The sequence below is a fragment of the Nocardia arthritidis genome (genome assembly GCF_011801145.1).
GTDB classification, from domain to species: domain Bacteria; phylum Actinomycetota; class Actinomycetes; order Mycobacteriales; family Mycobacteriaceae; genus Nocardia; species Nocardia arthritidis_A.
This window is the reverse complement of sequence record NZ_CP046172.1, coordinates 5,518,970-5,543,060: the sequence shown is the minus strand read 5'-3', so window position 1 is coordinate 5,543,060 and position 24,091 is coordinate 5,518,970. Positions and strand designations below refer to the sequence as shown.

The 24,091-nt window shown below is 66.8% G+C and carries 23 protein-coding genes; 16 read left to right on the top strand and 7 right to left on the bottom strand.

What is annotated here, in order from left to right:
- Positions 1-953 precede the first annotated feature (953 nt).
- Positions 954-1,130 carry a hypothetical protein gene (locus tag F5544_RS24905; RefSeq protein ID WP_167475425.1) on the bottom strand — a complete coding sequence of 59 codons (177 nt, stop codon included), beginning with the start codon at positions 1,128-1,130 and terminating at the stop codon, positions 954-956.
- A gap of 149 nt (positions 1,131-1,279) precedes the next feature.
- On the opposite strand from F5544_RS24905, the gene F5544_RS24900 reads away from it, so the two are divergent.
- From F5544_RS24900 to F5544_RS24845, 12 genes are all read left to right on the top strand, one after another.
- Positions 1,280-2,329: a polyprenyl synthetase family protein gene (locus tag F5544_RS24900; protein ID WP_238846645.1), complete on the top strand. Its 1,050-nt coding sequence runs from the start codon at positions 1,280-1,282 to the stop codon at positions 2,327-2,329.
- A complete protein-coding gene (locus tag F5544_RS24895) occupies positions 2,326-3,633 on the top strand; it encodes a hypothetical protein (RefSeq protein ID WP_174867399.1) in 1,308 nt (435 codons plus the stop codon). Before F5544_RS24900 ends, F5544_RS24895 begins: the two co-directional genes overlap by 4 nt.
- 52 nt (positions 3,634-3,685) lie before the next feature.
- Positions 3,686-4,702: a fatty acid desaturase family protein gene (locus F5544_RS24890; protein WP_167475423.1), complete on the top strand. Its 1,017-nt coding sequence runs from the start codon at positions 3,686-3,688 to the stop codon at positions 4,700-4,702.
- Positions 4,693-5,529, top strand: a complete 837-nt coding sequence (locus F5544_RS24885; RefSeq protein WP_167475422.1) for a methyltransferase family protein — start codon at positions 4,693-4,695, stop codon at positions 5,527-5,529. The genes F5544_RS24890 and F5544_RS24885 overlap by 10 nt, the downstream gene beginning before the upstream one ends.
- A gap of 192 nt (positions 5,530-5,721) precedes the next feature.
- A complete protein-coding gene (mvk, locus tag F5544_RS24880) occupies positions 5,722-6,726 on the top strand; it encodes a mevalonate kinase (RefSeq protein WP_238846644.1) in 1,005 nt (334 codons plus the stop codon).
- A 46-nt stretch (positions 6,727-6,772) separates the two neighbouring features.
- The gene (gene mvaD / locus F5544_RS24875) at positions 6,773-7,801 is read left to right on the top strand and encodes a diphosphomevalonate decarboxylase (RefSeq protein ID WP_342760381.1); all 1,029 of its coding nucleotides are present in this window, start codon (positions 6,773-6,775) and stop codon (positions 7,799-7,801) included.
- Entirely contained in the window at positions 7,798-8,874 is a 1,077-nt protein-coding gene (locus tag F5544_RS24870; protein WP_167475420.1) for a phosphomevalonate kinase, read from the top strand. Before mvaD ends, F5544_RS24870 begins: the two co-directional genes overlap by 4 nt.
- Positions 8,871-9,971 carry a type 2 isopentenyl-diphosphate Delta-isomerase gene (gene fni / locus F5544_RS24865; protein WP_167475419.1) on the top strand — a complete coding sequence of 367 codons (1,101 nt, stop codon included), beginning with the start codon at positions 8,871-8,873 and terminating at the stop codon, positions 9,969-9,971. Before F5544_RS24870 ends, fni begins: the two co-directional genes overlap by 4 nt.
- Positions 9,972-9,980: 9 nt before the next feature.
- Entirely contained in the window at positions 9,981-11,048 is a 1,068-nt protein-coding gene (locus tag F5544_RS24860; protein WP_167475418.1) for a hydroxymethylglutaryl-CoA reductase, read from the top strand.
- Positions 11,045-12,217, top strand: a complete 1,173-nt coding sequence (locus F5544_RS24855) for a hydroxymethylglutaryl-CoA synthase (RefSeq protein ID WP_167475417.1) — start codon at positions 11,045-11,047, stop codon at positions 12,215-12,217. Before F5544_RS24860 ends, F5544_RS24855 begins: the two co-directional genes overlap by 4 nt.
- 54 nt (positions 12,218-12,271) lie before the next feature.
- Complete coding sequence (locus F5544_RS24850) at positions 12,272-13,798, top strand: flavin-containing monooxygenase (protein WP_167475416.1); 1,527 nt, start codon at positions 12,272-12,274, stop codon at positions 13,796-13,798.
- Positions 13,799-13,951: 153 nt separating this feature from the next.
- Entirely contained in the window at positions 13,952-14,167 is a 216-nt protein-coding gene (locus tag F5544_RS24845; RefSeq protein ID WP_167475415.1) for a hypothetical protein, read from the top strand.
- Here F5544_RS24845 and F5544_RS24840 read toward each other — a convergent pair.
- From F5544_RS24840 to F5544_RS24825, 4 genes are all read right to left on the bottom strand, one after another.
- Positions 14,162-15,397, bottom strand: a complete 1,236-nt coding sequence (locus F5544_RS24840; protein WP_167475414.1) for a family 1 glycosylhydrolase — start codon at positions 15,395-15,397, stop codon at positions 14,162-14,164. The two genes, F5544_RS24845 and F5544_RS24840, sit on opposite strands and share 6 nt — an antisense overlap.
- A 29-nt stretch (positions 15,398-15,426) precedes the next feature.
- A complete protein-coding gene (locus F5544_RS24835) occupies positions 15,427-16,485 on the bottom strand; it encodes an LLM class flavin-dependent oxidoreductase (protein ID WP_167475413.1) in 1,059 nt (352 codons plus the stop codon).
- 56 nt (positions 16,486-16,541) lie between these two features.
- A complete protein-coding gene (locus tag F5544_RS24830; RefSeq protein ID WP_167475412.1) occupies positions 16,542-16,898 on the bottom strand; it encodes a protealysin inhibitor emfourin in 357 nt (118 codons plus the stop codon).
- Positions 16,899-17,118: 220 nt separating this feature from the next.
- A complete protein-coding gene (locus tag F5544_RS24825) occupies positions 17,119-18,048 on the bottom strand; it encodes a cutinase family protein (RefSeq protein WP_167475411.1) in 930 nt (309 codons plus the stop codon).
- Positions 18,049-18,260: 212 nt separating this feature from the next.
- Here F5544_RS24825 and F5544_RS24820 point away from each other — a divergent pair, with 212 nt between their 5' ends.
- From F5544_RS24820 to F5544_RS24810, 3 genes are all read left to right on the top strand, one after another.
- Entirely contained in the window at positions 18,261-18,620 is a 360-nt protein-coding gene (locus F5544_RS24820; RefSeq protein WP_167475410.1) for a hypothetical protein, read from the top strand.
- Positions 18,617-19,867, top strand: coding sequence for an MFS transporter (locus F5544_RS24815; protein WP_203217341.1), 1,251 nt, complete (start codon positions 18,617-18,619; stop codon positions 19,865-19,867). The genes F5544_RS24820 and F5544_RS24815 overlap by 4 nt, the downstream gene beginning before the upstream one ends.
- A gap of 84 nt (positions 19,868-19,951) precedes the next feature.
- Complete coding sequence (locus tag F5544_RS24810) at positions 19,952-20,557, top strand: hypothetical protein (RefSeq protein ID WP_167475409.1); 606 nt, start codon at positions 19,952-19,954, stop codon at positions 20,555-20,557.
- 238 nt (positions 20,558-20,795) lie between these two features.
- Here F5544_RS24810 and F5544_RS24800 read toward each other — a convergent pair whose 3' ends face one another.
- The gene (locus F5544_RS24800) at positions 20,796-21,506 is read right to left on the bottom strand and encodes an amino acid-binding protein (RefSeq protein WP_238846643.1); all 711 of its coding nucleotides are present in this window, start codon (positions 21,504-21,506) and stop codon (positions 20,796-20,798) included.
- 260 nt (positions 21,507-21,766) lie between these two features.
- The gene (locus F5544_RS24795) at positions 21,767-22,972 is read right to left on the bottom strand and encodes an MFS transporter (protein ID WP_167475408.1); all 1,206 of its coding nucleotides are present in this window, start codon (positions 22,970-22,972) and stop codon (positions 21,767-21,769) included.
- 241 nt (positions 22,973-23,213) lie between these two features.
- Between F5544_RS24795 and F5544_RS24790 the strand changes: the two genes are divergently transcribed.
- Positions 23,214-23,474, top strand: coding sequence for a hypothetical protein (locus tag F5544_RS24790; RefSeq protein WP_167475407.1), 261 nt, complete (start codon positions 23,214-23,216; stop codon positions 23,472-23,474).
- The last annotated feature ends 617 nt before the right edge of the window (positions 23,475-24,091 follow it).

Genomic DNA, 24,091 nt, shown 5'->3' with positions numbered 1-24,091 from the left:
TTTCGCGGATATACCGAATAATTCTGCTCGAAAATCCCGGCGAAGATTCGGAAAGTCCGGGCGCGCAAGTATATTCACTCGGGCACGTTCGGAACAGTATCGATGATACGTCAAGGCATAGACAGCGGCGGTGATCTCGATGCTGTCACCGTCATTGTCCGGCAAGGACTTCCAGAAGCCTTCGGGATACTCGACACCTCCGCTGAAGTCGCGTCGAACTCAGGCGCTCGCGATTTCCGTGCGGCTCAACCTCTCTCGCTATCCGTGCCGCGAGACGCCCTCGCGAGATGATACTTGCAGATACCGGCGGTATCGGCATCTTTTGTGAAAGACGCTGTGCCGCCGATGGATTCGAGCACGTCAATCGGGGTGCCGGTGCGGCGGCCCGGAACGATGGCGTCGCCGAACCCCACCGTGCAGGCGGTCGTCCGATGATCCCGTCAGGCCCCGGAAACATGATGGAAACAACCATCATTCGATGATCCGTAACTGTCGCCGATCTGACGAGAATGTGATACCTGTATGCATGACAACGGAATACCCGTACCCGTGAACCGCGGTGGCGAGAAGTCTGAGAAGACGGCTCCGTCCCACCGCGGGCTTAGGCTGTGTCACTATCGGAACCCCGCATACTTGACTCGAAGTCACAACCGAATCATTATTTACGGCAACGAGTTTCGGAGCTAGTCTAGTCAGCTAGACGGCTGCCCGATTCACGCTGGGAGGCGATGATGTTTGGAATCGTTGGTGACGCGTGGACAATTCGACCTACCGCCACCGAGGCACAGAGGTAGCCGCGCTGCCGACGATTCCGTTGATTCGGCTTGACCAGCTGGGCGACGGGCGGGATTCCGCGATACCATCGCGGTGACTCCGGAATCGTTGACGATCAGGCAGATTGCACAACCGCCGATCCGACCTTCCGTCGAAGATTACATCGCGAGGGGGCGTATTCATCTCGTTAATACTTGCAGCGTGCTTGTGAAACTTGTTGCTGCCATATGAAATAGTTTTGTTGTAAAGTGAATGTTGTTGCTGCCATGTGATTTACGAACGCCGACCAAGCCATCGACTTGATCGAGGCCTTCGAGCTGGACCGGCGTCACGGTACCGACAGCGCGGTCGGCCACCGGAGGGTCACCTCGAATCCAAACCAACGCCCGCCGGGCTTATCGCTGCCCGCCGCGCGCCCGACTCGGCCACCGTGATCACGCCAAAGGAGCTCACCGCCATGGACGATTCCACGTTATCGCCAGGACACCGTCAGAACGCTCGCCTGGTGGCAGCCCGGTCCGGACGGTCCAGCACCGCGCAAACTGTTGCCGGCGGCCCCATCCGCACCACCGCGCCGAACGGGCAACTACCCGCCGCCGAGATCTTCCAACCGTCCGCCATCACCGACCGGTTGCACGAAATCCTCCTCACCGGAGGAGATTTCGACGCCATCTACCGGCACATCCTGGCCGCCCCCGGCAAACGCGTCCGCGCCCGCCTCGTCCTGGACTGTCACCGCCTGCTGCCCTCGGCGGTCGCGGTACCCCGGTCCGACGCGATCGACCTGGCCTGTGCGATGGAGATGTTCCACGAATCATCGCTGGTACACGACGATATCTGTGATGGCTCGCTGCTGCGCCGCGATTCCCCTTCGGTGCCAGCCGAATTCGGTGTCCGCACCGCGGCGCGGGCCGGATTCCACATGGCGGGAACCGCATTACAGGTCGTCGCGCGGGTGCTCGCGGACAATCCGGTGGTGTGCGCGCGCCTCGGCGAGGCGCCCGGCGTCACCTATCTGGACCGGATTTCGGACCTGTCGGCCGGGCAGCTCGTCGAGACGATGGCGCCCGAGGTCGACGATGTCACCCTGCGCCGCCATTACGAACTCGTCGCGGCCGCGAAGACCGGCACGCTGTTCCGGCTGGCCTGCTCGTACGGCGGCACGGCGGGCGGCGTCGACCATGATCGGCTGCGCACGCTGATGGAATACGCCGAACAGTTCGCCCTCGCCTTCCAGATCATGGACGATGTGCGCGATGTCGAGGGCGATCCGGCGCTCGGCAAGGAGGCCTGCGGCGATCTGGACCGCCGGGTGCCGACCTGGCCGGTGATCGAATGGCTCGCCATCAGACCCGACGCCCGCGAAATGTGGCTCTCCGCAGCGACTTCCAGCGCCGAGCTACAGGCCGACCTGGTTCGCAGCGGGGCGATGGGCGCGGCGCGCGATGCCGCGGTCCGCGCCGTCGAGACGGCCTGCCGGGCACTGGACGTATTCCCGCCGACCCCGGCGCGCGATGATCTATGCGACCTGGCGCAGCAGGTGATCACCCGATGAACCGGTTCCGCATACTCGTCAGCGGCCTGCGCGACCTGCGCCGCGCACCCGACCTCGCCGCGCTGCGGGCCGCCGGATCGCCCGGAGAGCTGGCTCGGCTCGCGCTGATCCCGGCGGCCAGGAATATGGGCATCGCGATCGGATTCCTCCCGCCGGATCTGCGCGCGGAGGCCACCGCGGCCCTGCTGTCCTGCCGTGTGCTCGACGCGTACGAGGACCTCATCGACCGTCCGCTGGCCAGCAGCGCCGTCCGCACCGCCGCCGAATACCTGAGCGGCGCAACGGAAACACCGCCACCGCCGCCGGATGGTGTCGCGGTGCGCGACAGCGAGGCCGTGGACCTGGTGCTGGCCGAGCGGGTCGACGACGTCCGCGCGCTCGTTTCGGCGCTGCCCGCCGCGGCACGCGACCGGGTCGGCGCGATGCTGCTCGATATCGGGCGGGTGATGGCGCGCAACCTCGAAACGCCGCTGTCCCGGGTGGTCTACAGCGAGGGCGTGCTCGGGCGGGTGACGCATTACGCGTGCTCGCTGGTCGCCGCGGGCGCCTTCACCGAGGCCGATCTCAGCGAGCTGACCGCATGCGTCGGCGTCATCGCCCAATCGGCGAACGACCTGCGAGACGGTGAGTTGGAGATATACGGCGTCGCCGACCGCGCGGAGCTCACCAGGACGGTGATGCTGCAACTGCTCGCGCCCGCACTGGGCGGCTTCGCCCTGCTGGCCCGGTTGGGCAGGCGCACGCCGAGCCGCGGCGCGCGGGCGGCGATGGCGTATATGACCATCACGACATCGGCGTTCCTGTGCACCGCGGTCGGGGCTCCGGTGCCGTACCGGCGGCCGGTCGCCGCGGCCGCGCTGGCCGCCTGGTCGCCCGCCTACTGGACCAGGATGTTGCATCGGGTACGGCGCTGCGCCGACGGTGCGATCCACCGGGTGCTCGACACCGCGCCCGAACTCGGCGCGGGACCGGAACAGGCGGGAGTGTTCGGTGCGGTCGATCCCGGCGCGCTCGCGCCCGCGGTGATGCCGCTGATCGTGGACACCACGTTCGCGCTCGTGCGTGGGCTGCCGGAGGCGCCGCTCACCGGCAAACTGCCCGACGCCGATATCCGCACCATGATGATCGCCGATCACCTGGCCTTCGGCGCCCTGGAGCGGCTGCCACCGCGCGGGGCCCAGGAGATGCTGGCGCTCGCCGAGCGATTCCAACTCGCCGCACTCGAGCCGATGACCACGGAAGATCGTGCAGGACAACGACTTCCGACTCCTTCGAAGAACCCCGCAGAAAGGACGGTGCCCTAGTGACCGATGCGTCACCCCGAATTCTTGTCACCATCACATTAGGAGATCGCCCATGACCACCGCGCCGATCCGTCCCGGCGACAAGACGCCCGCCGCGTCGTCGGAAGCAATCCCGTTCAGCCGCAGGGTGTTCAAGCTGGAGCATCCGGCGAATATCGGCCCGCTGCTGCATATCGTCGGCTGGCTCGCGCTGCTGGCCTTCGGTCTGTTCGTGCCCGCCGCCACCGAGTGGTACCTGGCGGTGCCGCTGATCATCCTGCTGACGCTGGCGAATTTCTCGCTCACCATCGGCGTGCTGCACATGCATACGCACCGGCCGCTGTTCGTATCGCGGCGGATGAACCGTGTCGTCGACGTCATGTGCTGTCTGCCCGCCACTTTGACGGCGGCGGAGATGCGCGAGGTGCACGTGCTCAACCATCACCGCTTCAACGACGGACCCGGCGACGTCACCTCCACCGAGGGACGCGACTCCGGGCTGCGCGCCGTCTGGTACTGGTTCCGGTACGGCACGGTCGTCAAGAGCCACACCGTTCGGATGATCTTCGCCGCGAACCCGTCGGACAACCGGCGTAAACGCCGCTACCAGTTCATCATCGACCTCACGCTGACGCTCGCGGTGGCGGTCGGCATCTGCTACGTGGCGGGCTGGGAGCGGTTCCTGCTCTTCTGGTTCGTGCCGTTCCTCATCACCCAGGTGAACTCCGGCTACTTCGCCTGGCTGACCCACGCCCCGGCCAGGGGCTACGAGGACGACCCGAGCAAATCGCTGAACACGGCGGGCAACATCCTCAACTTCTTCATCTTCAACCAGGGCTACCACAGCGTGCACCACCGCTACCCGGGCGTGCACTGGAGCCAGATCCCCGAGAAGCTCGACTTCATGCGGCAGGTCGACGCGGGTGTCGTCGTGCCCTACTGGATGACGATCAACTCGGCATGGCGCGTCGCGTTGCCGGGCGGCTTCCTCGACGCGTCCTACGGCGAGCGCTGGAAGGCCAAGTTGGAAAAGCGCATCGAGGAGGGTACCGTCCGCGCCCGGTACCTGCCGTGGTTCGCATGGATCTGACCACCGCACAACATCAGGCCCGGGACGTGCTGACGGACCGCCGCCGGCTCGTCCCGTTCCTGGTCGCCTTCGCCGTATACGGCTTCGCCGGGATAACCGTTCCGCTGTTCCTGCTGTTCGCCGGGGGTTGGTGGCTGCCGAAGACGATCGACAGGGGGCCGCATCTGTCGACCGGTCCGGCGGTCGTCATCGATGTGCTGCTGCTCGCGCTGTTCGGCATGCAACATTCGGTCATGGCCCGGCCCTCGGTGAAGGCGTTCATCACCCGCCGGCTGCCCGATGCCCTCGAACGCACCGGCTACATCGTGATGACCTGTCTGGCCGTGTGGCTGCTGTGCCTCGGCTGGCAGCCGCTGCCACACCGGATCTGGTCGGCCGACGGTGTGGTCGGGACGGTACTGGACGTCGGGTTCTGGCTGGGTTTCGTGCTGGTCTACGCGGCGACCCTGCTGCTGGATCACTTTCACCTGCTCGGGATCCGTCAGGCCTACCGCCAGTACGTGACCCGGGTGCCCGACGCCACCGCCGACCGGCTGCAGGTGCACGGACCGTACCGGCTGGTGCGGCACCCGCTGATGACGGGCCTGCTGCTCAGCTTCTGGTGTGCGAGCGTGTTCACGGCCGGGCATCTGCTGTGGGCGCTCGGGCTGACCGGCTACATCCTGCTCGGCACCTTCCTGGAGGAGCGCGATCTCGTCGCGCGCTTCGGTGCGGCCTACCGCGCCTATGCCGAGCGGGTGCCCGCCTTCTTCCCGTCACCCCTCGGCGCTTCGGCGCGAATCCGGCTGCGGGAGAACGTTTTCCGCCGTTCGGCCGAGCGGCCGTGACCCATCGCCGCCGACGGCGCCTGCGGTGAGTTCGGCCACGTCCGATTGATGAAGTACGCGCGCTCGCAACAGAATCCAAGTGGGTTGTCCATCGCGGCGTGTCAGCGCGCCGTGCGGGTGAACCCGATCCGCCGTCGCATCGCAGCGCGGGACGCGACGCCGGAACCTGCCCGAGTATGGAGGTGAATCGACGTGAACAGTAACGGTGTTCGCGAGAGCGGACATCCGGTCGCCGGTGTCGGCGCCGGTGGCGCGCACGGCAAGGCGATCCTGCTCGGCGAACACACCGTTGTGCACGGCACGCCCGCCATCGCGTTTCCGCTGCCGACCCTGGCGGTGCGCGCGGCGGCCCGGGTGAGCGATCCGGGAGAGGCGCCCACCGTCGATATCGGGACATCGCCCGAGGGCTGGCGCTTCCGCTTCATCGCCGGCAATGCGCCCGCCGCGGCCCAGACGCTGTCCGGGCCGCAGGTCGCGGTGGGAGAAGCATTGCGGCGGTGGGGAATCGGCGACGAGACCGTCGAGGTCACCGTCGATTGCGCGATTCCGCCCGCCCGCGGTCTCGGCTCGAGCGCCGCCTGCGCCGGGGCGGCGGTGCGTGCGGTCGCCGATCTGCACGGCCGGACCCTCGACGCCGCATCGCTCTACGAATTGGTGCAGTGCGGCGAACAATTCGCGCATGGCAGGGCCAGCGGCGTCGATGCCAGCACCGTACTCGCGAACGCGCCCATCTGGTTCCACGCGGGCGCGACTCGCGCGCTGGAGATCGGCCTGGACGCCAAACTGGTGCTCGCCGACACCGGAACGTCGGGCGCCACCCAGCGCGCGGTCGCCGCCGTGCGTCGCAGGCTGGACGGCGACCGGCTCGCCGCGCAGCGATTGCTGGAGCGCGCGGCGGACCTGACCTGGTCCGCCGCGGCGGATCTGGCGGCGGGGCGCGCGGCCTCGCTCGGCAAGGCGCTGCGCGAATTCCAATGCATCCTCGGCGAACTCGGCGTCAGCACACCCGAAATCGACGCCCTGGTCGCCGCGGCGCACGACGCCGGATCGCTCGGCGCGAAACTCACCGGCGGCGGCCTCGGCGGCTGCGTCATCGCGCTCGCCGAAACCGGGGACGCGGCACGGGTGAGCGAGGCGCTGCGGCGGGCGGGCGCGGTACGCACCTGGCTCGTCCCGACCCGGGCGGTGCGGCCATGACAATTTCCCGATCTCACGCGAAACCGGATACCCGCCAATGACATTCATGCCAGCAGCAGATGCGGCCGCACCCCGGATCCGCGACGAGGGCACTGCCGTCGCACATCCGAATATCGCCCTGGTGAAGTATTGGGGCAAGCGCGACGAATCGATGTTCCTTCCGGTCACCGGAAGCCTCTCGATGACCCTGGACATCTACCCGACCACCACCACGGTGCGATTGACCGCGGGTCCGGCCGATGTCGTTGTGCTCAACGGCAATACCGCCACCGGTACGGCACACAGCCGCGTCGAGCGATTCCTCGACATGATTCGCGGCAAGGCCGGACGCGACGAACGCGCCGAGGTCATCTCCACCAACACCGGGCCGACCGGCGCGGGCCTCGCCTCCTCGGCGAGCGGTTTCGCCGCGCTGGCCGCCGCGGCGGCCGCCGCGTACGGTCTGAACGTCGACGGCCGCGAACTGTCCCGGCTGGCCCGCCGCGGTTCCGGATCGGCATGCCGGTCCATCTTCGGCGGGTTCGTGGTGTGGCATGCGGGTGAAGGCGACGGCGAGGCGGGCGACCGGAGCTCGTACGCGGAACCGATCGACGGCGACGTGCTGGATCCGGCCCTGGTGGTCGCCGTCGTCGACAATGCGGCCAAGGCGGTGTCCAGCCGCGATGCCATGCGGCTGACCTGCGCGACCTCACCGTTCTATCGGCCGTGGGCCGAGGCGTCGGCGGTGGATCTCGACGAGATGCGCATGGCGATCGCGCGCCGGGAGCTGTCCGCGGTCGGGGAGATCGCCGAGCGCAACGCGCTCGGCATGCATGCGAGCATGCTCATGGCGCGGCCGTCGATCCGGTACCTCTCGCCACAGTCGGTCGCGATCCTGGACCGCGTGCTGGCGCTGCGGGCCGACGGTGTCGCCGCGTACGCGACGATCGATGCGGGACCGAATGTCACTGTGCTGTGCGCGCGTTCGGATACTCCGCGGGTGGACGCCGCGCTGCGCGAGGTCGGCGATTTCGTCGACACCCGGGTCGCGCATCTCGGGCCGGGTGCGGCCCTGGTCCCCGGCGGCGACCGATGATCACCTGTCGCGCCCCCGGAAAGCTCTTCATCGCAGGCGAATACGCGGTGGTCGAGCCGGGGCACAGCGCGGTCCTCGTCGCGGTCGACCGCTATGCGACCGCGACCATTGCCGAGACCACCGGCGAGACCACACTGCATACCGAACTGGACGGCGGCGCGACGCTTTCCTGCCGCCGCGACGGCGACCGCATTGTCCCGCTCACCGCCGACGCCACCGTGCCCGCGGCGTTCGCATACGTCTTCGCGGCGGCCGCGGCGGTCGACCAGCTGCTCATCGAGCGTGAAATCGGCCAGCGCCCTTATGAATTGAGCATCAGCACCGACCTCGCCGACAACGACGGCACGAAATTGGGTCTCGGATCCAGCGCCGCGGTCACCGCCGCGACCGTAGCGGCATTGGATGCGTTCCACCGGCTCGATCTCGGCCCGATGGACCGGTACCGGTTGGCGATGCTGGCCACCATCTCGGTGAATCCGCGCGCCTCCGGCGGTGATGTCGCGGCGAGCACCTGGGGCGGCTGGCTCGCCTACAGTTCACCCGACCGCGGCCTGGTCGCCGAGCTGGCCGCGCGCAAAGGGATCGAGGCCACACTCGGCGAACCGTGGCCCGGATTATCGGTGCGACCGTTGCCTACGCCGAAAAGCCTTGCCATGCGGGTCGGTTGGACCGGAACGCCCGCGTCGACACCGAAGCTGGTCGCCGGGCTCCGCGAAAGCCGCGACCACACCGCCTTTCTCGGGCACAGCGAGCACTGCGTGCGGCGGCTCGTCACCGCGATCGAAGCCGACGACCCGATCGGCATCAGCGCCGAAATCCGCCGCGCCAGAACGCTTCTGATCGATCTCGATACCTCGGCCCAGCTCGGCATCATGACACCGCGACTGCGGGCGCTGTGCGAGGCGGGTGAGGCGGTGGGCGCCGCCGCCAAACCATCCGGCGCGGGCGGCGGCGACTGCGGTATCGCGCTGATCGACCCTGGCGCCAGCACCGAACTCACCGACCGCTGGGTCACCGCGGGCATCCGGCCGCTGCCGCTGCGGACGCACCCATTCGAAGGGGACCGCACATGAACACGGTATCGCAAGGGGATCCGGCCAACCGCAAGGACGAGCACGTCCGTCACGCCGTGCGGCAGCAGCGAACCGGTAACGGCCGCAACGACTTCGACTCAATCACCTTCATCCACCACGCCCTCGCCGGAATCGACGGGCGTGATGTTTCGCTGGCCGTCGACGTCGCCGGAAAGCGTTGGGACACACCGCTGTTCGTCAACGGTATGACCGGAGGCAGCCCGAATACCGGAGAGATCAACCGCCAGCTGGCCATCGCCGCGCGGGAAACCGGCATCCCGATCGCGTCCGGATCGATGAGCGCCTACTTCCGCGAACCCGCCGTCGCCGACACCTTTCGGATACTGCGGCAGGAGAATCCGCACGGCTTCGTCATGGCCAACGTCAATGCCACGGCGACGCTGGATCAGGTGCGCCGGGCGATCGATCTGCTGGAGGCCGATGCCCTGCAGATCCACCTCAACGCGGTCCAGGAAACCGTAATGCCCGAGGGCGACCGGAATTTCGGGTCGTGGCCGCGCCGGATCGAGGAGATCACCGCCGCGGTGCCGATCCCAGTGATCGTCAAGGAGGTCGGGTTCGGGCTCAGCAGGCCCACCGTCACCTGGTTGCGCGACGCCGGGGTCGCCGTCGCCGATGTCGGCGGGCGCGGCGGCACCAATTTCGCGCGCATCGAAAACGACCGGCGCAGCGCGGGCGATTTCTCCTTCATCGAGGATTGGGGGCAGTCGACGCCCAACTGCCTGCTCGACTGCGCGGGTATCGGCGGCATCGATATCTTCGCCTCCGGCGGCATCCGCTCACCCCTCGATATCGCCCGCGCTCTCGCGTTGGGCGCCAACGCGACCGGGGTCGCGGGCCGATTCCTGGACACGGTCGTCGGCCAGGGCGCCGAAGCCTTGGTCGAGATGATTCGCACCTGGCTGACGCAGCTGCGGCAGATCCTGACCGTGCTCGGCGCGCCGACACCGGCGGATCTGGCGGGCAGCGATCTGTTGATCACCGGCGAGGTGGAGACCTTCTGCCGGGTGCGCGGCATAGATTCCGCCGCTTATGCCCATCGCAGCCTGTGGTGGAACGAAAAGGATAGGGGTTAGGGCGCATCCATGAAAGACACTGACGACATCTCCAGTGCGGCTGTTCCGCTGCGGTGGGTCGGTCCGGTCCGGATCACCGGCAATGTGGTCGACGACTCCGTCGACATCCCGCTGGCCACCTACGAATCACCGCTGTGGCCCTCGGTCGGTCGCGGCGCGCGGATTTCGACGCTGACCGAACGCGGTGTGGTCGCCACCCTCGTCGACGACCGGATGACCCGCTCGATCCTGCTCGAGGCCGACGACGCGTACGCCGCGCACACCGCCGTCGAAACGCTGAAAAGTCAATTCCCCCAACTACAAGAGGTGGCGGCGGGCAGCAGCCGCTTCGCCCGCCTCATCGATCTGCATCATCAGATCACCGGGAATCTGCTGTTCCTGCGCTTCGAATTCACCACCGGCGACGCCTCCGGCCACAATATGGTCACCCTCGCCTGCGACCACCTGATGAACCACATCCTGGCGACGCGGCCGGGCCTGCGCTACGTCTCGATCTCCGGAAACTACTGCACGGACAAGAAGGCGACGGCCGTCAACGGGATCCTCGGGCGCGGCAAGAACGTCGTCACCGAATTGCTGATACCGCGCGACATCGTGGAAAGGAGACTGCACACCACCGCTCGACAGGTGGTCGAGTTGAACATCCGCAAGAACCTCATCGGCACGCTGCTGGCGGGCGGAATCCGTTCCGCCAACGCGCATTACGCCAACATGCTGCTGGCGTTCTACCTGGCCACCGGGCAGGACGCAGCGAATATCGTCGAAGGATCCCAGGGCATAACGCATGCCGAGGACCGCGCGGGGGACCTGTATTTCTCGTGCACGCTGCCGAACCTCATCGTCGGAACCATCGGCAACGGCAAGGATTTGGGTTTCGTCGACGAGAACCTGACCCGCCTCGGCTGCCGCCAGGATCGGGATCCGGGCGATAACGCCCGACGGCTCGCCGTGATCGCCGCCGCCGCCGTGCTGTGCGGCGAACTGTCGCTGATGGCGGCGCAAACCAACAGCGGCGAACTGATGCGCGCCCACACCCAGTTCGAACGGTCCACCGCAAGCAACGGAGTACAGCCATGACAACGATTCCGCTCGGCATCCACGACCTCTCCTTCGCCACAACGCATTACGCGCTCGACCACGCCGTGCTCGCCGAACGCCTCGGCGTCGATCCGGACAAGTTCTATCTCGGCATCGGCCAGGACAAGATGAGCGTCGCCGCCGCCGACGAGGACATCGTCACCATCGCCGCGGCCGCCGCCCAGCCGATTCTCGAACGCAACGGCGTCGACAACATCCGCACCGTGCTGCTGGCCACCGAAAGCGGTGTCGACCAATCCAAAGCCGCCGGCCTGTATCTGCATCCGCTGATCGGTCTGCCCAATACCGCCCGCGTCGTCGAGCTCAAGCAGGCCTGCTACGGCGGCACCGCCGGACTGCAATTCGCCGCCGGCCTCATCGCCCGCGACCCGTCGCAGCGGGTGCTGGTGATCGCCGCCGATATCGCGAAATACGAACTCGACAGCCCCGGTGAACCGACGCAGGGCGCCGCCGCGGTCGCCATGCTGGTCAGCGCGGATCCGGCGATTCTGCGCCTGGAACCGCACTCCGGTCTGTACAGCGCCGACATCATGGATTTCTGGCGCCCGAACTACCGGACCGCCGCGATGGTCGACGGCAAGACCTCGGTGAACGCCTATCAGAAGGCGACGCAGGAGGCGTGGACCGATTACCGGCGGCGCGGCGGCCGCGATCTCACCGAATTCGCCGCGTTCTGCTATCACCAGCCCTTCACCAAGATGGCGTACAAGGCGCATCGGCATCTGCTCGAAAGTCAGGGCCACACCGCCGATCCGGCCGAGATCGACGCGGTGATCCGCCACACCACCAGCTACAACCGCACGGTCGGCAACAGCTACACCGCATCGCTGTACCTCGGGCTCGCGTCGCTGCTCGACAATGCCGACGACCTCACCGGAAAACCGCTCGCGTTCATCAGCTACGGATCCGGTAGCGTCGCCGAATTCTTCAGCGGCACAGTCGAACCCGGCTACCGCGAACATCTGCGCACCGAGGCCAACCGGCAGGCCATCGAAACCCGCGCGCCGCTCGACTACGACCACTACCGCGAATTGCACGAGGCCCAATCGCCTTCGGACGGTATGTATCACGCGACCCCCGAGGAGACCGGACGCCCGTTCCGGCTCGCCGCGATCTCCGGGCACAAACGCATCTACGAATCGCGATGACCGATTCACGAGTCCGGCAACGAATCCATCCACAATCCCGGTGAGGGGGCCCAGATGAGTGGCCAAGTTATCAAAGAGGGGCACGGGACCACCGCGCGCCACGCGCATGTCGTCATCGTCGGTTGCGGATTCGCCGGACTCGGTACGGCAATTCGGTTGATCGAGCGCGGATTCACCGACCTGCTGATCCTCGAGCGGGGCGACGACGTCGGCGGAACCTGGCGCGACAACACCTATCCCGGCGCCACCTGCGATGTGCCCTCGCATCTGTATTCGTATTCGTTCGCGCTGAATCCGGAATGGACGCGGTCGTTTTCACCGCAGCCGGAGATCCAGCAGTACCTGCGGGATATCGCCGACCGGTATCAGGTGCGGGAGAAGGTCGTCTTCGGCTGCGAAATGCTGGACGCGCAGTGGAACGAGGCGGATGCCAGGTGGGAGATCCAGACCAGCCAGGGCCCGTTCACGGCCGATATCGCGGTATCCGCGGTCGGGGCGCTCTGCGAGCCGAAATTACCGGATATCAAGGGAATTCACACATTCGAGGGGAAGATATTCCATTCCGCTCGTTGGGATCACGAAGCGGAGCTGACCGGTAAGCGGGTCGCCGTCGTCGGCACCGGCGCGTCGGCGATTCAGATCGTGCCCGCCCTCGCGCCCGACGCCGCGCGGCTCGACGTGTATCAGCGCAGCGCGCCGTGGGTGTTGCCGCGGTTGGATCGCGGATACTTCGCGCTGGAGCGTTTCGCCTTCAAACACGTACCCGGCCTGCAACGGCTGTTGCGCGCGGCCATCTACGCGAATCGTGAACTGTTCGTCTTCGGGCAGACCAAATATCCGCGGCTGGCCGTGCTCTACGAATTCATGGCGCGGGTGAAGATGTGGCTGGAGATCCGTGATCCGGCGCTGCGCCGGAAGGTGACGCCGGACTACCGCCTCGGCTGCAAGCGCATGCTGATCTCGAACAATTACTATCCGGCCCTCGGCCGCGACAATGTCGAGGTGGTCACCGGCGGTATCAAGGAGATCCGGGAGAATTCGATCGTCGCCGAGGACGGGACCGAGCGCCCGGCCGATGCCATCGTGCTGGCCACCGGATTCCGGGTCACCAACTCGCCGACCTGGGATCTGTTCCGCGGCAGGGATGGCCGCACGCTGGCCGAGATATACGCCGCCGAGGGCGCGCACGCCTATAAGGGTACGGCCGTCGCCAATTTCCCGAACGCCTTCGTGATACTCGGCCCGAATACCGGATTGAGCTACACCTCATCGATCTACACCATCGAATCCCAGATCAACTACATCGTCGACGCGGTCGCCACGGTCGCCGAACGCGGTCTGCGGACGGTCGAGGTGCGAAAGGATTTGGAAACCGAATACACCCGGCAGGTGCAGCGGATGATGGACGGCAGCATCTGGCTCGCCGGCGGCTGCACCAGCTGGTTCCTGGACGAAAACGGCAAAAACACCACGCTGTGGCCGGATTTCAGCTTCCGGTTCCGGCGGCTGGTGCGAAAGTTCGACGTGGAGGCGTACGAGACGACGAGCCGCGCGGGCGAGGTGACGGCCCGAACGGCCTGAGCGAGTTCATCGGTCGCTCGGCGGCGTCGCCGGGCGACCTCTCAGTTCTGGGAACACGGCCGCGGCGAGTGCCCCACATCCTTGATAAAACCATGACTCGACGGTCGATTTGCCGTCGACAACTGTGAATTATCTTGTGAGAGGGAGTAATTCATGAAGAATCTGAAGGCGCTCGTATTGGTTGGGGCGGCGGGCGGTTTACTGCTGGTCGGCTCGGGTGTCGCCGCGGCCGATGATCACGCCAGCCTGCTGCCGACGGATCACGCCGGTATTCAGCAGATCGATGATCACGCCAGCTTGCTGCCGGGCGACGAGGTGGATGTTCAGCAGATCGATGATCACGCCAGCTTGCTGCCGAGCGATCTATAGCACCGCGCACGGCGGCAGCGTGACCGGATCATCGCAGCTGCTCGGCGGGTCGACGTACGAACAGGCGAGTGGCGGGCGAGTCGGCAGGTAGTCGCGGGGGACGCCGCCGGCGTGCACGATGGTGCGGTAGGCGTCGGCGGCGTCGGTCGGGGTGCGGGTGAGCGCGGGATCGGTGCGGACGTTCACCGTGTATAGGCCGAAACGCGGTGTGTAGGAACCCCATTCGTAGTTGTCGGTGAGGCTCCAGTAGTTGTAGCCCATCAGGTTCATCCCGTCCATGCGGGCGCGCTGCAGCCAGTAGACGATATCGCGCAGATAATCGGCGCGGTCGTAGCCGTCGGGGCGCGGTTGGCCGTTCTGGGTCGGCATGCCGTTCTCGACGACATAGAGCGGTTTGCCGGGGAATTGGCGGGCGTAGTGGCGCAGTGCGTAGTAGACGCCCTCGGGTTGTAAAGGCAGCTCCCATATTTGGCGGTCGCCCGGCGGCGGCGCGTTGGGATCGTCCGCGCCGTAGTAATAGTCGACGCCGATGTAGTCGAGTCGGTCCTTGATGCGGTCGACCACCGGCTGGTTCACCTGGGTCTCGCTGCCCGCGACATAGCCGATGTTGCTGGTGACCAACGCATCCGGTTGCACATGGTGGATGTAGTCGTGTATCCCGTTGTGCACCGCGGCGATTCGCTCCTCGATGACCGGCCCGGTGACGCCGGTCTGCTGCTCCTCGTGCACGATATAGGCGACGGGTTCGTTCACGGTGACCCACAGCGGTTTTCGCGCCGCGTACCGGTCGACGACGGTGCAGGCGTTCGCCAGCCAGTCGTCGACCATGCCCGCGTCGTTCCAGCCGCCCCGGTCGGCCCGCCAGCCCGGATACACCCAGTGATCGAGCGTCACCATCGGCCGCATGCCCGCGGCGGCGATCGCGTCGAGCAGCGAATCGTAGAAGCGGAATCCGTCCTCGTCCCACTGTCCCGGCTGCGGCTGTATCCGGGCCCATTCGATGCTGATCCGGAATACGTTGAGCCCCATCGCGCGCGCGAGCGCCAGATCGGAGCCGTACCGGTCGTAGAAATCGATTGAGTCACCGTATGCCTCGTAACCCGACCTGGCGATGTAGCGCACCCAGTTGCTGTCCGGGGCGTGCCCTTCGGATTGGAAACCCGAAGTGGCTACGCCCCAGAGGAATTCGGGGCCGAACGGGTCCACCGATGCGGGCGGTTGAGTTGCCATACCCCATGGGTACCCGTTTTCGGCGTAGTTCAGCCCGCGCCGAGGCGCTTGCGGACCTCGGGCAGCACCTCCTCGCCCATCCGCTTGATATTGGCAAGCACGCTGTCCTGATCCCCGGCGATCTCCACCTGGCACAGCACCCGGCGACAGCCCGAGCCACGGATCTGTTCGACCAGCCGTTCGACGCAGACCCGCGGCTCACCGACCGGATGGGCGGCCAGCGCGGCCGCGGCCAACCGGTCGGCGACCTCGTCCACCGGGGCGTTGCGATCAATCCGCTGCGGCGCCTCGATGAGCGGCTGGTACTGCTGGTTGGCGAGGACGAATTCGCGCGCGGCCCGGCGCATCACCCGCTCCGCCTCGTCCGGGTCGTCGGCCACATGTGCGAAAAGTGCTGTCCCGTGGGCGTATTCGGTGTCGGGGTGGCCCGCCGCGCGGGCGATGCGCGCGTGCTCGGCGACCATCGCGGCCTTGGTCTCGGCGTCCTTGTCGAAGAACAGCAGCATCGGCAGCCCGCGGGTCGCGGCCAGTTCCACCGATGTCGGTGCGTTCGCGGCCAGATAGATCGGGGTCGACCGGCCCGGGACCGGCCCGGGTTCGGGGCGCACCTCGCGGAAGCGGTAGAGGTCGGAGTCGGCGGACACCCGCCCGGACATCGCGGCCGTCACCAGATCGAGCGCCTCGGGCAGGCCGCGCCGCCAGTATTCGACGCCGCGCCCGATGACCTCGTAGTCGACGACCGGCTGCGCCCGGCCGATGCCGAGATCGAAGCGGCCGCCGGACAGGTGATCGAGCAGCATGGCCTGCTCGGCGACGTGCACGGGCGAATGCAGCGGCAGCACGGTGACGGCCGTGCCGACCCGCACCGTGCTGGTCCGGCCGAGCAGATATCCGGCGAAGGTCAGTGCGGACGGATTGACCCCGAACGGCACGAAATGATGTTCGGTGACCCAGATGTCGTCGAATCCGGCCGCCTCGGCGGCCTGTGCGGTGGCAACGCCGCGCGCCAGCACCTCCGCGGCCGACTGCCCGTCGTACCGGCTGGTGAATACGAACGCGCCGATCCGGACATCGTCAACTATGTTCATGACGAGTATCGTCGCGCCGCAACGTATTCCGGCGCTTGGAAAAATGGTACCCGGATCTATCTGCCGTTGTGGTGCACGCCGATCTGTCGGATCAGGGTGCGGACATCGGTGAGCAGCTGCGGCGACTGGCTGCAATCGTCGGTGCTGACTTCCTTTGTGGTGGAGTCGGAGTAGGTCACGGTGACGCGGTAGAAGAACTGGTCACGACATTTGTTCGGGACCGAGTAGGTCTGGTTCAGCGTGCGGAACTGTTGGCCCGCAACCATATCGAAGAGTTGGTCGCGGCGCTGATCGGCGACCCCGCTGTCGACGGTGTAGACCTCGTCGACGCCGGCGAATCCGCCGGTTTGGTTCAGCTCGACCCGTACGACGGCGGGAGGCGCTGCGTCGCTTGGTTTTTCCGATGTCTGCATACTCGAGACCGTTCCACAGCCTATCGATCCGACGAGGAAGGCGGCCACTGCGGCCGGGACCGCCGCGCTGACTGCTCGACCGGGGTGGAACCGAGGTTTCCACATGGGTCCGACTCTACCCATCCGGCGGTCGATCGGACATCTGGGGATTTCCCGGATACGACCGCGGCCGCCGTGCGTGTGCACCGGCGGCCGCGATCGTGAAAATTGTTGGCGCGGCTCAGCGCACGAGGCCGTCGAGCCAGTTGTGCAGCCAGCCGGTCGCGGTGGTGCCGCTGCTGTCGACCACGTAGTTCGGATACGACTGGTGCGCGCCGGAGGCGAGGAAATCCTGGATCTGCTTCTTCCACTGTTCGCTCGCCGGATTGTCGGCGGGCGCGGAGAGAATGGCCTGGCCGCCGGGGACCAGCGCGTCGTTGAGGATCGACTGCAGGGTCTGCGCGTAGTTGCCGATCTGCAGCGGGTCGGGCGCGGAGAGCTGGGCGGCGAATCCGGCGAAGCGGCCGGCCAGGTCGTCGTTGGGCACCGAACAGTACAGGTCGCCCTCGGCGCAGAAGGTCCGTACCTTCGGGGTGAGCCAGCCGAAGCCGCCGATGCGCGCACCGCCCGCGCCCGCGCCGCGCACCGGCGGGCCGATCAGGTCGTCGGCGGGGGAGCGGCGCGGATCGGCGAGCAGGCCGACGGCGATCACCCGGTCGGGCGATACGACACCGTGTCCGGTGCCGACCTCGGCGGCGAGGTCACCGGCCGCGTCGGCGCCCTGGCTGTAACCGAGCAGTGCGAAACGCGTTGTGTCGCAGCGGGCCGCGACATCGGCGAGCAGGGCGCGCGCATTGTTCAGCGCCTCGCGCTTGGACTGCCCGTACACCTCGCCCTCCCATGGCAGCGCGGTGGCCGTATAGCTGACGTAGTCGGTGCGCACGGTACCCGGCAAGCCGTGGGTGACCAGGGAGAGCATGCCCTGGCGCGGATTCTCGCGGGAGGTTTCCCAGGTGCCGGGGACGGCGATGATGTCCACGTCCGGGCAACCGGCGGGTGCGGCGGCGGCGCGCGGTGCGTCGGCGGTGGACAGCACACCTGCCGCAACCGCGACCGCCGCAGCGGCCACCGAACATGCCGACTTGAACGTGCGGGCGGTTCGAGTTACCAAGTCCGACACTCCTTTTCACCAGTTTGTGGTTGGCTCCAACCCTACCTGTTGGCGATGTCACGGCACCGGTTTGTTCCCGGTGGTGGCGAGCGGCGAACCAACGGCAACTGGCGCGATGCGGACACCAAAATATCAAGAAACCGGCCAGTCGGCTGTGTATACGCGCCAAACTGGCCCGTGGGACATCGGGGTAATTCGCCAAGGTGAAGAGCATGATCACGGTCAACACCGCGTCGCTGAGCCAGATCGTGGTCGGCGGCATGCTGCGGGCCCACTTCCCGCCCGCTCGGGCGGCCCGGTTGGGCGTGGCATGGAACGAGCCGAAGGGCGGATTCTTCCTGTCGCTGCGGGTGCCGTTCCTGGCCGACAATGCCGCACTGTCCCGCTCGGCGGACCGGTACGGCGTGATCTGGACGCCCATGTCGTACTTCTACCCGGGCGGTGGCGGTGAGCGCACCATCCGGCTCGCCTTCAGCTACCTCACCCCCGCCGAAATCACCGACGGTGTGGCGCGGCTGGCGGAGTTCGTCGAGGCGGAGGCGGCCGCCGATTCGACGGTGCCGCTGCCGTGAGGACGCCTGGACTGTTGCGGCAGTGGGACTTTCGGCAATTGTTCCTCGCCGATACCGTCAGCCAGGTCGGCAGTCAGGTCGGTCTGCTCGCGCTGCCGCTGATGGCCGTGTGGCTGCTGCACGCGTCCAGTCTGGCGGTCGGGATCCTATCCGCTTGCAGCACAGTGGGTTTCCTCGTTGTCGGCCTGCCCGCGGGCGCATGGGTCGATCGGTCTCGGCGGCGGCGCGTGCTCATCTGCGCCGACGCCGGGCGGGCGCTGATACTCGGATCCGTTCCGCTGGCGTGGTTGTTCGGCGTGCTCACCATGGGCCAGCTCTATCTCGTCGCATTGCTGTCCAGCGTCCTGACGGTGTTCTTCGACGTCGCGTACCAGAGTTATCTGCCGCATCTGGTCGGCCGCGAACATCTCGCCGAGGGCAATGCCCGATTGGAAGGGGTGCGGGCTGTCAGCCAGATCGGCGGACCGACGCTGGCCGGGCTGATGATCCAGGCGCTGTCCGCGCCGGTCGCGATCGTCATCGACGCGGTCAGCTTCGTGATCTCGGCGCTCTTTCTGGGGCGAATTCGCAAACGAGAGCAGTTGCCGGATAAAACAAATACACATCTCGGCCACGAGGTGCGCGAGGGATTGCGTTTCGTCTTCGGCAGCCGGATATTGCGCGCCATCGCCCTATCCACCGCCTCCTACAATTTTCTGTCCGCCGCGCGCAGCGCGATGCTCACCGTGCTGTTGGCCCAGGTATTGCAGCTCTCGGCCAGCGTGATCGGCGCCTTCTTCTCGATCGCCGCGGTCGGCAGCCTGATCGGCGCGTTATTCGCCCGCAAGATCGCCGAGCTGATCGGGCAGGGGCCGACGATTTGGGTGGTGGTCGCGGCATCCGCGCCGTTTCAGCTGCTCGTTCCGCTGGCGCAGCGCGGTTGGCTGCTGTGGTTGTCCGCCGCGGCCTATCTGGTGATCTGGCTCTGCGCATCGGTTTACAACATCACCCAGGTCAGCTTCCGGCAGCGGCTCACGCCGGATACCTTGCTGGGCCGGATGAACGCGACGATGCGCTTTCTGGTCTGGGGCATATCGCCGCTGGGCGCGGCCGTCGGCGGCGTCCTCGGTCAGCTCATCGGAGCGCGCACCACCCTCTGGGTGATCGCCGTCGGCGGGGTGATTCCCCTACTGCCACTGCTCTTTTCGCCCCTGCGTTCGACGCGGGAACTGCCGGACGGTCTGCTGCCGACGGAAAGGAGCCGTTGAGCCACGTCTCGCATTCGCCTAATCGCCGGGGACGAATCCTTTACGATCGTGCCGAACGACTCGGTGGGACAGGGGGAGCGCCACGTGGCGGATAATGAAAAGTATTGGCGCACAGCCGGTGTCGGTGCCATCGTGGCGGCATTGATCGGCGCCGTCGGCGCGATCGTCGTCGCCGTCATCAATCACGACCAGGCTAAACCTCCGGCGCCGCAGACCACCGTCATCTCACCGGTCGTCCCGGCGTCGACGGTTCCGGGGCCGCCGCCGGTCGGGCCGGGACCGACGACCGTTCCGAAGCCGTCCGGACCCGCCGCCGGAACCACCTGGGTGACCTGCACCGTGACCGTGCCTGACGGCTCCGGAATACCACTGCGCGCCAGCCAGGACTGTCCGGCGGCCGAAAGATTCGTCAGCGGACTGGCATTGAGCCTCAACAACCTGTCGTATGGGCTCGGTGTGGACGGCGCACAGAACGTCGCGACTCTGAACGGCACCACACCCACCTACGACGACTGCCGGAATACCCGGCAATACATCGGCAGCAGAGTCGAACCGAGAAACTATGTCCGCCAAACCCTGTGCATCACCGGTAAGGGACTGGTCGTCGCGGCATCGATACTGAACGGCGATTCCCGGTTCGAAAGCGGCTATGTGACGCTCGGCCTGACAATCTGGCAGGGACCGAATTGACCTGAGCCCGAAGGCGATTCATCGCCACCGGCTGCGGTCTGTCGCGGGCGGAGGTCGACAGACTGATCACGGCCGGGAAGCTCGTTTCGCCAGTCTGTTCTGGGCCGATGCAGTCGAGGCCTGCGCTCTGGTCGCGCCCGAGGTCAGCCGCGGTAGGTGGTGAGCAGGGCAAGGTCGGTGAGGCGGTGGGCGCGGGCGATCTCTGCGGGGGTGAAGGGTTCGCCCGATCGGATGAAGGTCATACCGGCCGAGTTGTCGTCCGGGGTGATCTCCAGAACGGTGCTGCCGGGAGTGCGGTCCGGATCGGCGTCCGGGATGTATTGGGCGCCCAGGAGTTCCGCGATGGCGAGGGGAGTTCGGCAGGGTCGGTCGCGACCCGGGCGGCCAACTCCAGGGCACGGGTCTGACCGTCGACCAGGGTGATGGCCGATGCGGGCCAGATCCCGATGACCGTGCCGCCCGCGCGGGCGATGGCGTGGTCGAGACGCTGGGGTGGCAGTCCGGCCGGGGTGGAAACCACAAGCTCGTCGAGCACACCGTTCTCCAGATGGTGCACGTGGACGGTGAGGATGTTCGCGCGCCGGTCACCGAGCTGTTTGGCCAGCTGTTCGAGGCGGCCGGGCTTGTTGTCCAGGCGCACCCGGATGCGCCACAGTCGCTGGGCACTGTCGAGGCGATGTCGATGTCGCAGCTCCGGCCCGTGCAGCCACCGCGCGAGGTACCGCATAGCCCCGGGCTCGACCACCCAGATGATGAGAATGGTGGTGACGACGGCGAGCACGAAAACCGCTGCCAGATAGGGCAATTCGAGACGGATGACCAAGCCGTGCAGTGCCAGCTCAACCGGGAAGACCGCACCGAGTTTGGCCATGGCGAGCCGGGCGCGCCGGGGATGGGGCAGACGACCGCACACTTCGCACGCCAGCGCATACACCTGAGGTTGCCTCATATTCACCAGAGTGTGCGACCGAAGTTTCACCCTTGTGCTGCGGTGTAAAGAGGCCATGAAGCATGCGGACAAAAGGGTTGCGGCAGAGTCGAATTCAGTGAGCTGAGCCACACGATTTCACCCGATGTGCCGCAACCCACACGATTCGGTGGGAGAGCCACGGCCGCGCTGGGGCCGCCCAGGAGAATGGGCAGCACAGCGAGGTCCTGCGCGGCGTCGCCGTACAGCTCGTTTCCCACCTTCTCGCCGGGCCGACCGGATCAGCTGCTCGAAACGGTGAGAGTCCTGTCTTGGATATCGTCCCGGCCAGCAGGCTCGCCGCGGGACGTCCGCTTACCGACGACCGCGATCGCCGCGAGCAGTAGTCCCACCGCGCTGAGCAACGCACCGACCAAGTTCAACGCCGGATAGCCGAATCCGGCGTCGATCACCCGTCCGCCGAGCCACGCCGCAAGTGCCGCACCGGTATTGAATGCCGCGATATTGGCGGCCGAGGCCAGGGTCGGCGCGCCTTCGGCATAGCGCAGCATCCAACTCTGCATCACCGGGACGAGGCCGAATCCGGCCGCGCCGAGCAGCGCCAGCGTGATCGCCGCGGGAATCGCGGCATGCACCGTCGCGGTGAACACCAGCAGCATCACGACCAGCAGGGCCAAGCTGCCCACCAGCGCCGCCCGCGGCGACCGGTCCGCGACCCGCCCGCCGAGCAGATTGCCGACCACCAGTCCGGCCCCGTACAGCACCAGCAGCCAAGCCATGGACGATTCCGCGAAGCCGGCGGCCGTCGTCATCATCGGCGCGATATAGGTGAAAGAGATGAACAGCCCGCTGATTCCGGCCGCGGTCATGGCAAGTACCAGCCACACCTGTGGGCGGCGGAACACCGCGAGCTCCCGCCGCAGGCCCGCGTCCGGGTCGCCGGGCGCGCTCGGCACCAGCGCGGCGATGCCGAGCAACCCGACCAGGCCGAGCAGCGCGACGCCCCAGAACACCATGCGCCAGCCGAGGTGCTGGCCGATGACGGTTCCGGCCGGAACACCGAGCACATTGGCCAGGGTCAGCCCGGTGAACATCGCGGCGATCGCGCCGGCCCGGCGATCCGGTGCGACCAGCCCGGCGGCCACCACGGCCGCGACGCCGAAGAACGCGCCGTGCGTGAGCGCCGACACGATTCGCCCGGTCATGAGCAGGCCGTATCCGGGCGCGACGGCGCAGAGGGTATTCCCGATGACGAACAGCGACAACAGCCCGAGCAGTACGGTTTTGCGGCGCATCCGAATGGTGGCTGCGGTGAGTAGCAACGCACCCGCGACGACGCCGAGCGCATAGCCGGAGATCAGCAGGCCCGCGGTGGAAATGGAGACATCGAGGTCCCGGGAGACCTCCGGCAGCAGCCCATTCAAGATGAATTCGGTGCTGCCGAGGGCGAAAGCGCTGATCATCAGTGCGATGAGGGCAAGTGGCACAGCAGGATTCCCTTCTGATTCGGTTTTCGATCGTCGAATCAGCCTCGATCCGTTGCGCGGTGGTAACCAGAGGGCCGCGCAGCGTAGGCATCCGGTTCCTGCTACCGGCAGGGTCAGGTTGCGGGTGTGCCGAGCCGGCGGTATGCGTCAGCCTTCCGTCGCTGACTCGAGTGTTCGAGCGCACACCCGGCGGCGGCACACTGCCTTGACAGCGGTTCTCGGTCCGGCTGAGAGTGGGGCGATGCGCCACATAGCGGAGGAACTCGACACCGAACCGTCGCATGACTTCGACCCGGTCGGCACGGTCGAGATGGCGTTGAGCGGCTGGGGAACATATGACTTTCACGGATCGATCGATGAGATCGCCCGTGCCGCAACCGATATCGGCGGAGAGTATTTCTACGTCACCGATTCGCTGGGTGCTCGGATCACCGCCACCGTGTACCGGCGTAACGGTCGCTCCCGTTCCCGATGCTGGATAGCGCGAGCGTTGCTGCACTGAGCCGGGTTATGTCGACCGTCCCTCATAGGTGACGGTCCGAGCCATCACACTGGTGATGCGCTGGAAGGCCATGTCGCCCAGCCGATCTGAACGGTTCGCCCGCGCAGCGGCCACTTCGCGTGCGCTGGAAAGCTTTGCCAGGCAAACGTTCTGGATGACCGCCTAACGCGCCCAGCGGCAAGGGCGCGGCCTAGTCGACAGGAGGGGGCTGAATGAATACGACAGAGTCTGGAACAGCACCCACTCGTGGTGGAGTCCGCTGCTCGGCCTCCCGAGCGTCTGTCTCCGGTTCGGCGCTGGTGACGGATTCGTTCTCGTCGGCCGCTGGATCAGTACTCATCGAAGCTACTTTCGCTGGTAGGACCCATTCCCCACAACAAGTATCGCAGTTCGACGGCCCGTGGCGGAGTGACTTCGAAAGCAATCAGCATGTGCGGACGTGCTGCGCCGCAGTCGATCTCGCAGCACAACGATCGCCCGGCGGGATGCCAGGACACGCGATGACTCGCGTACGACATCAAGGCGAATCCGCAGATCACCATCGAGCTCCGGGACAAGACCTACCAGGCGCTCTCCATCGCCTTCGGGCGGGTGGGTGGTTTTCGCGCGCTACCGAC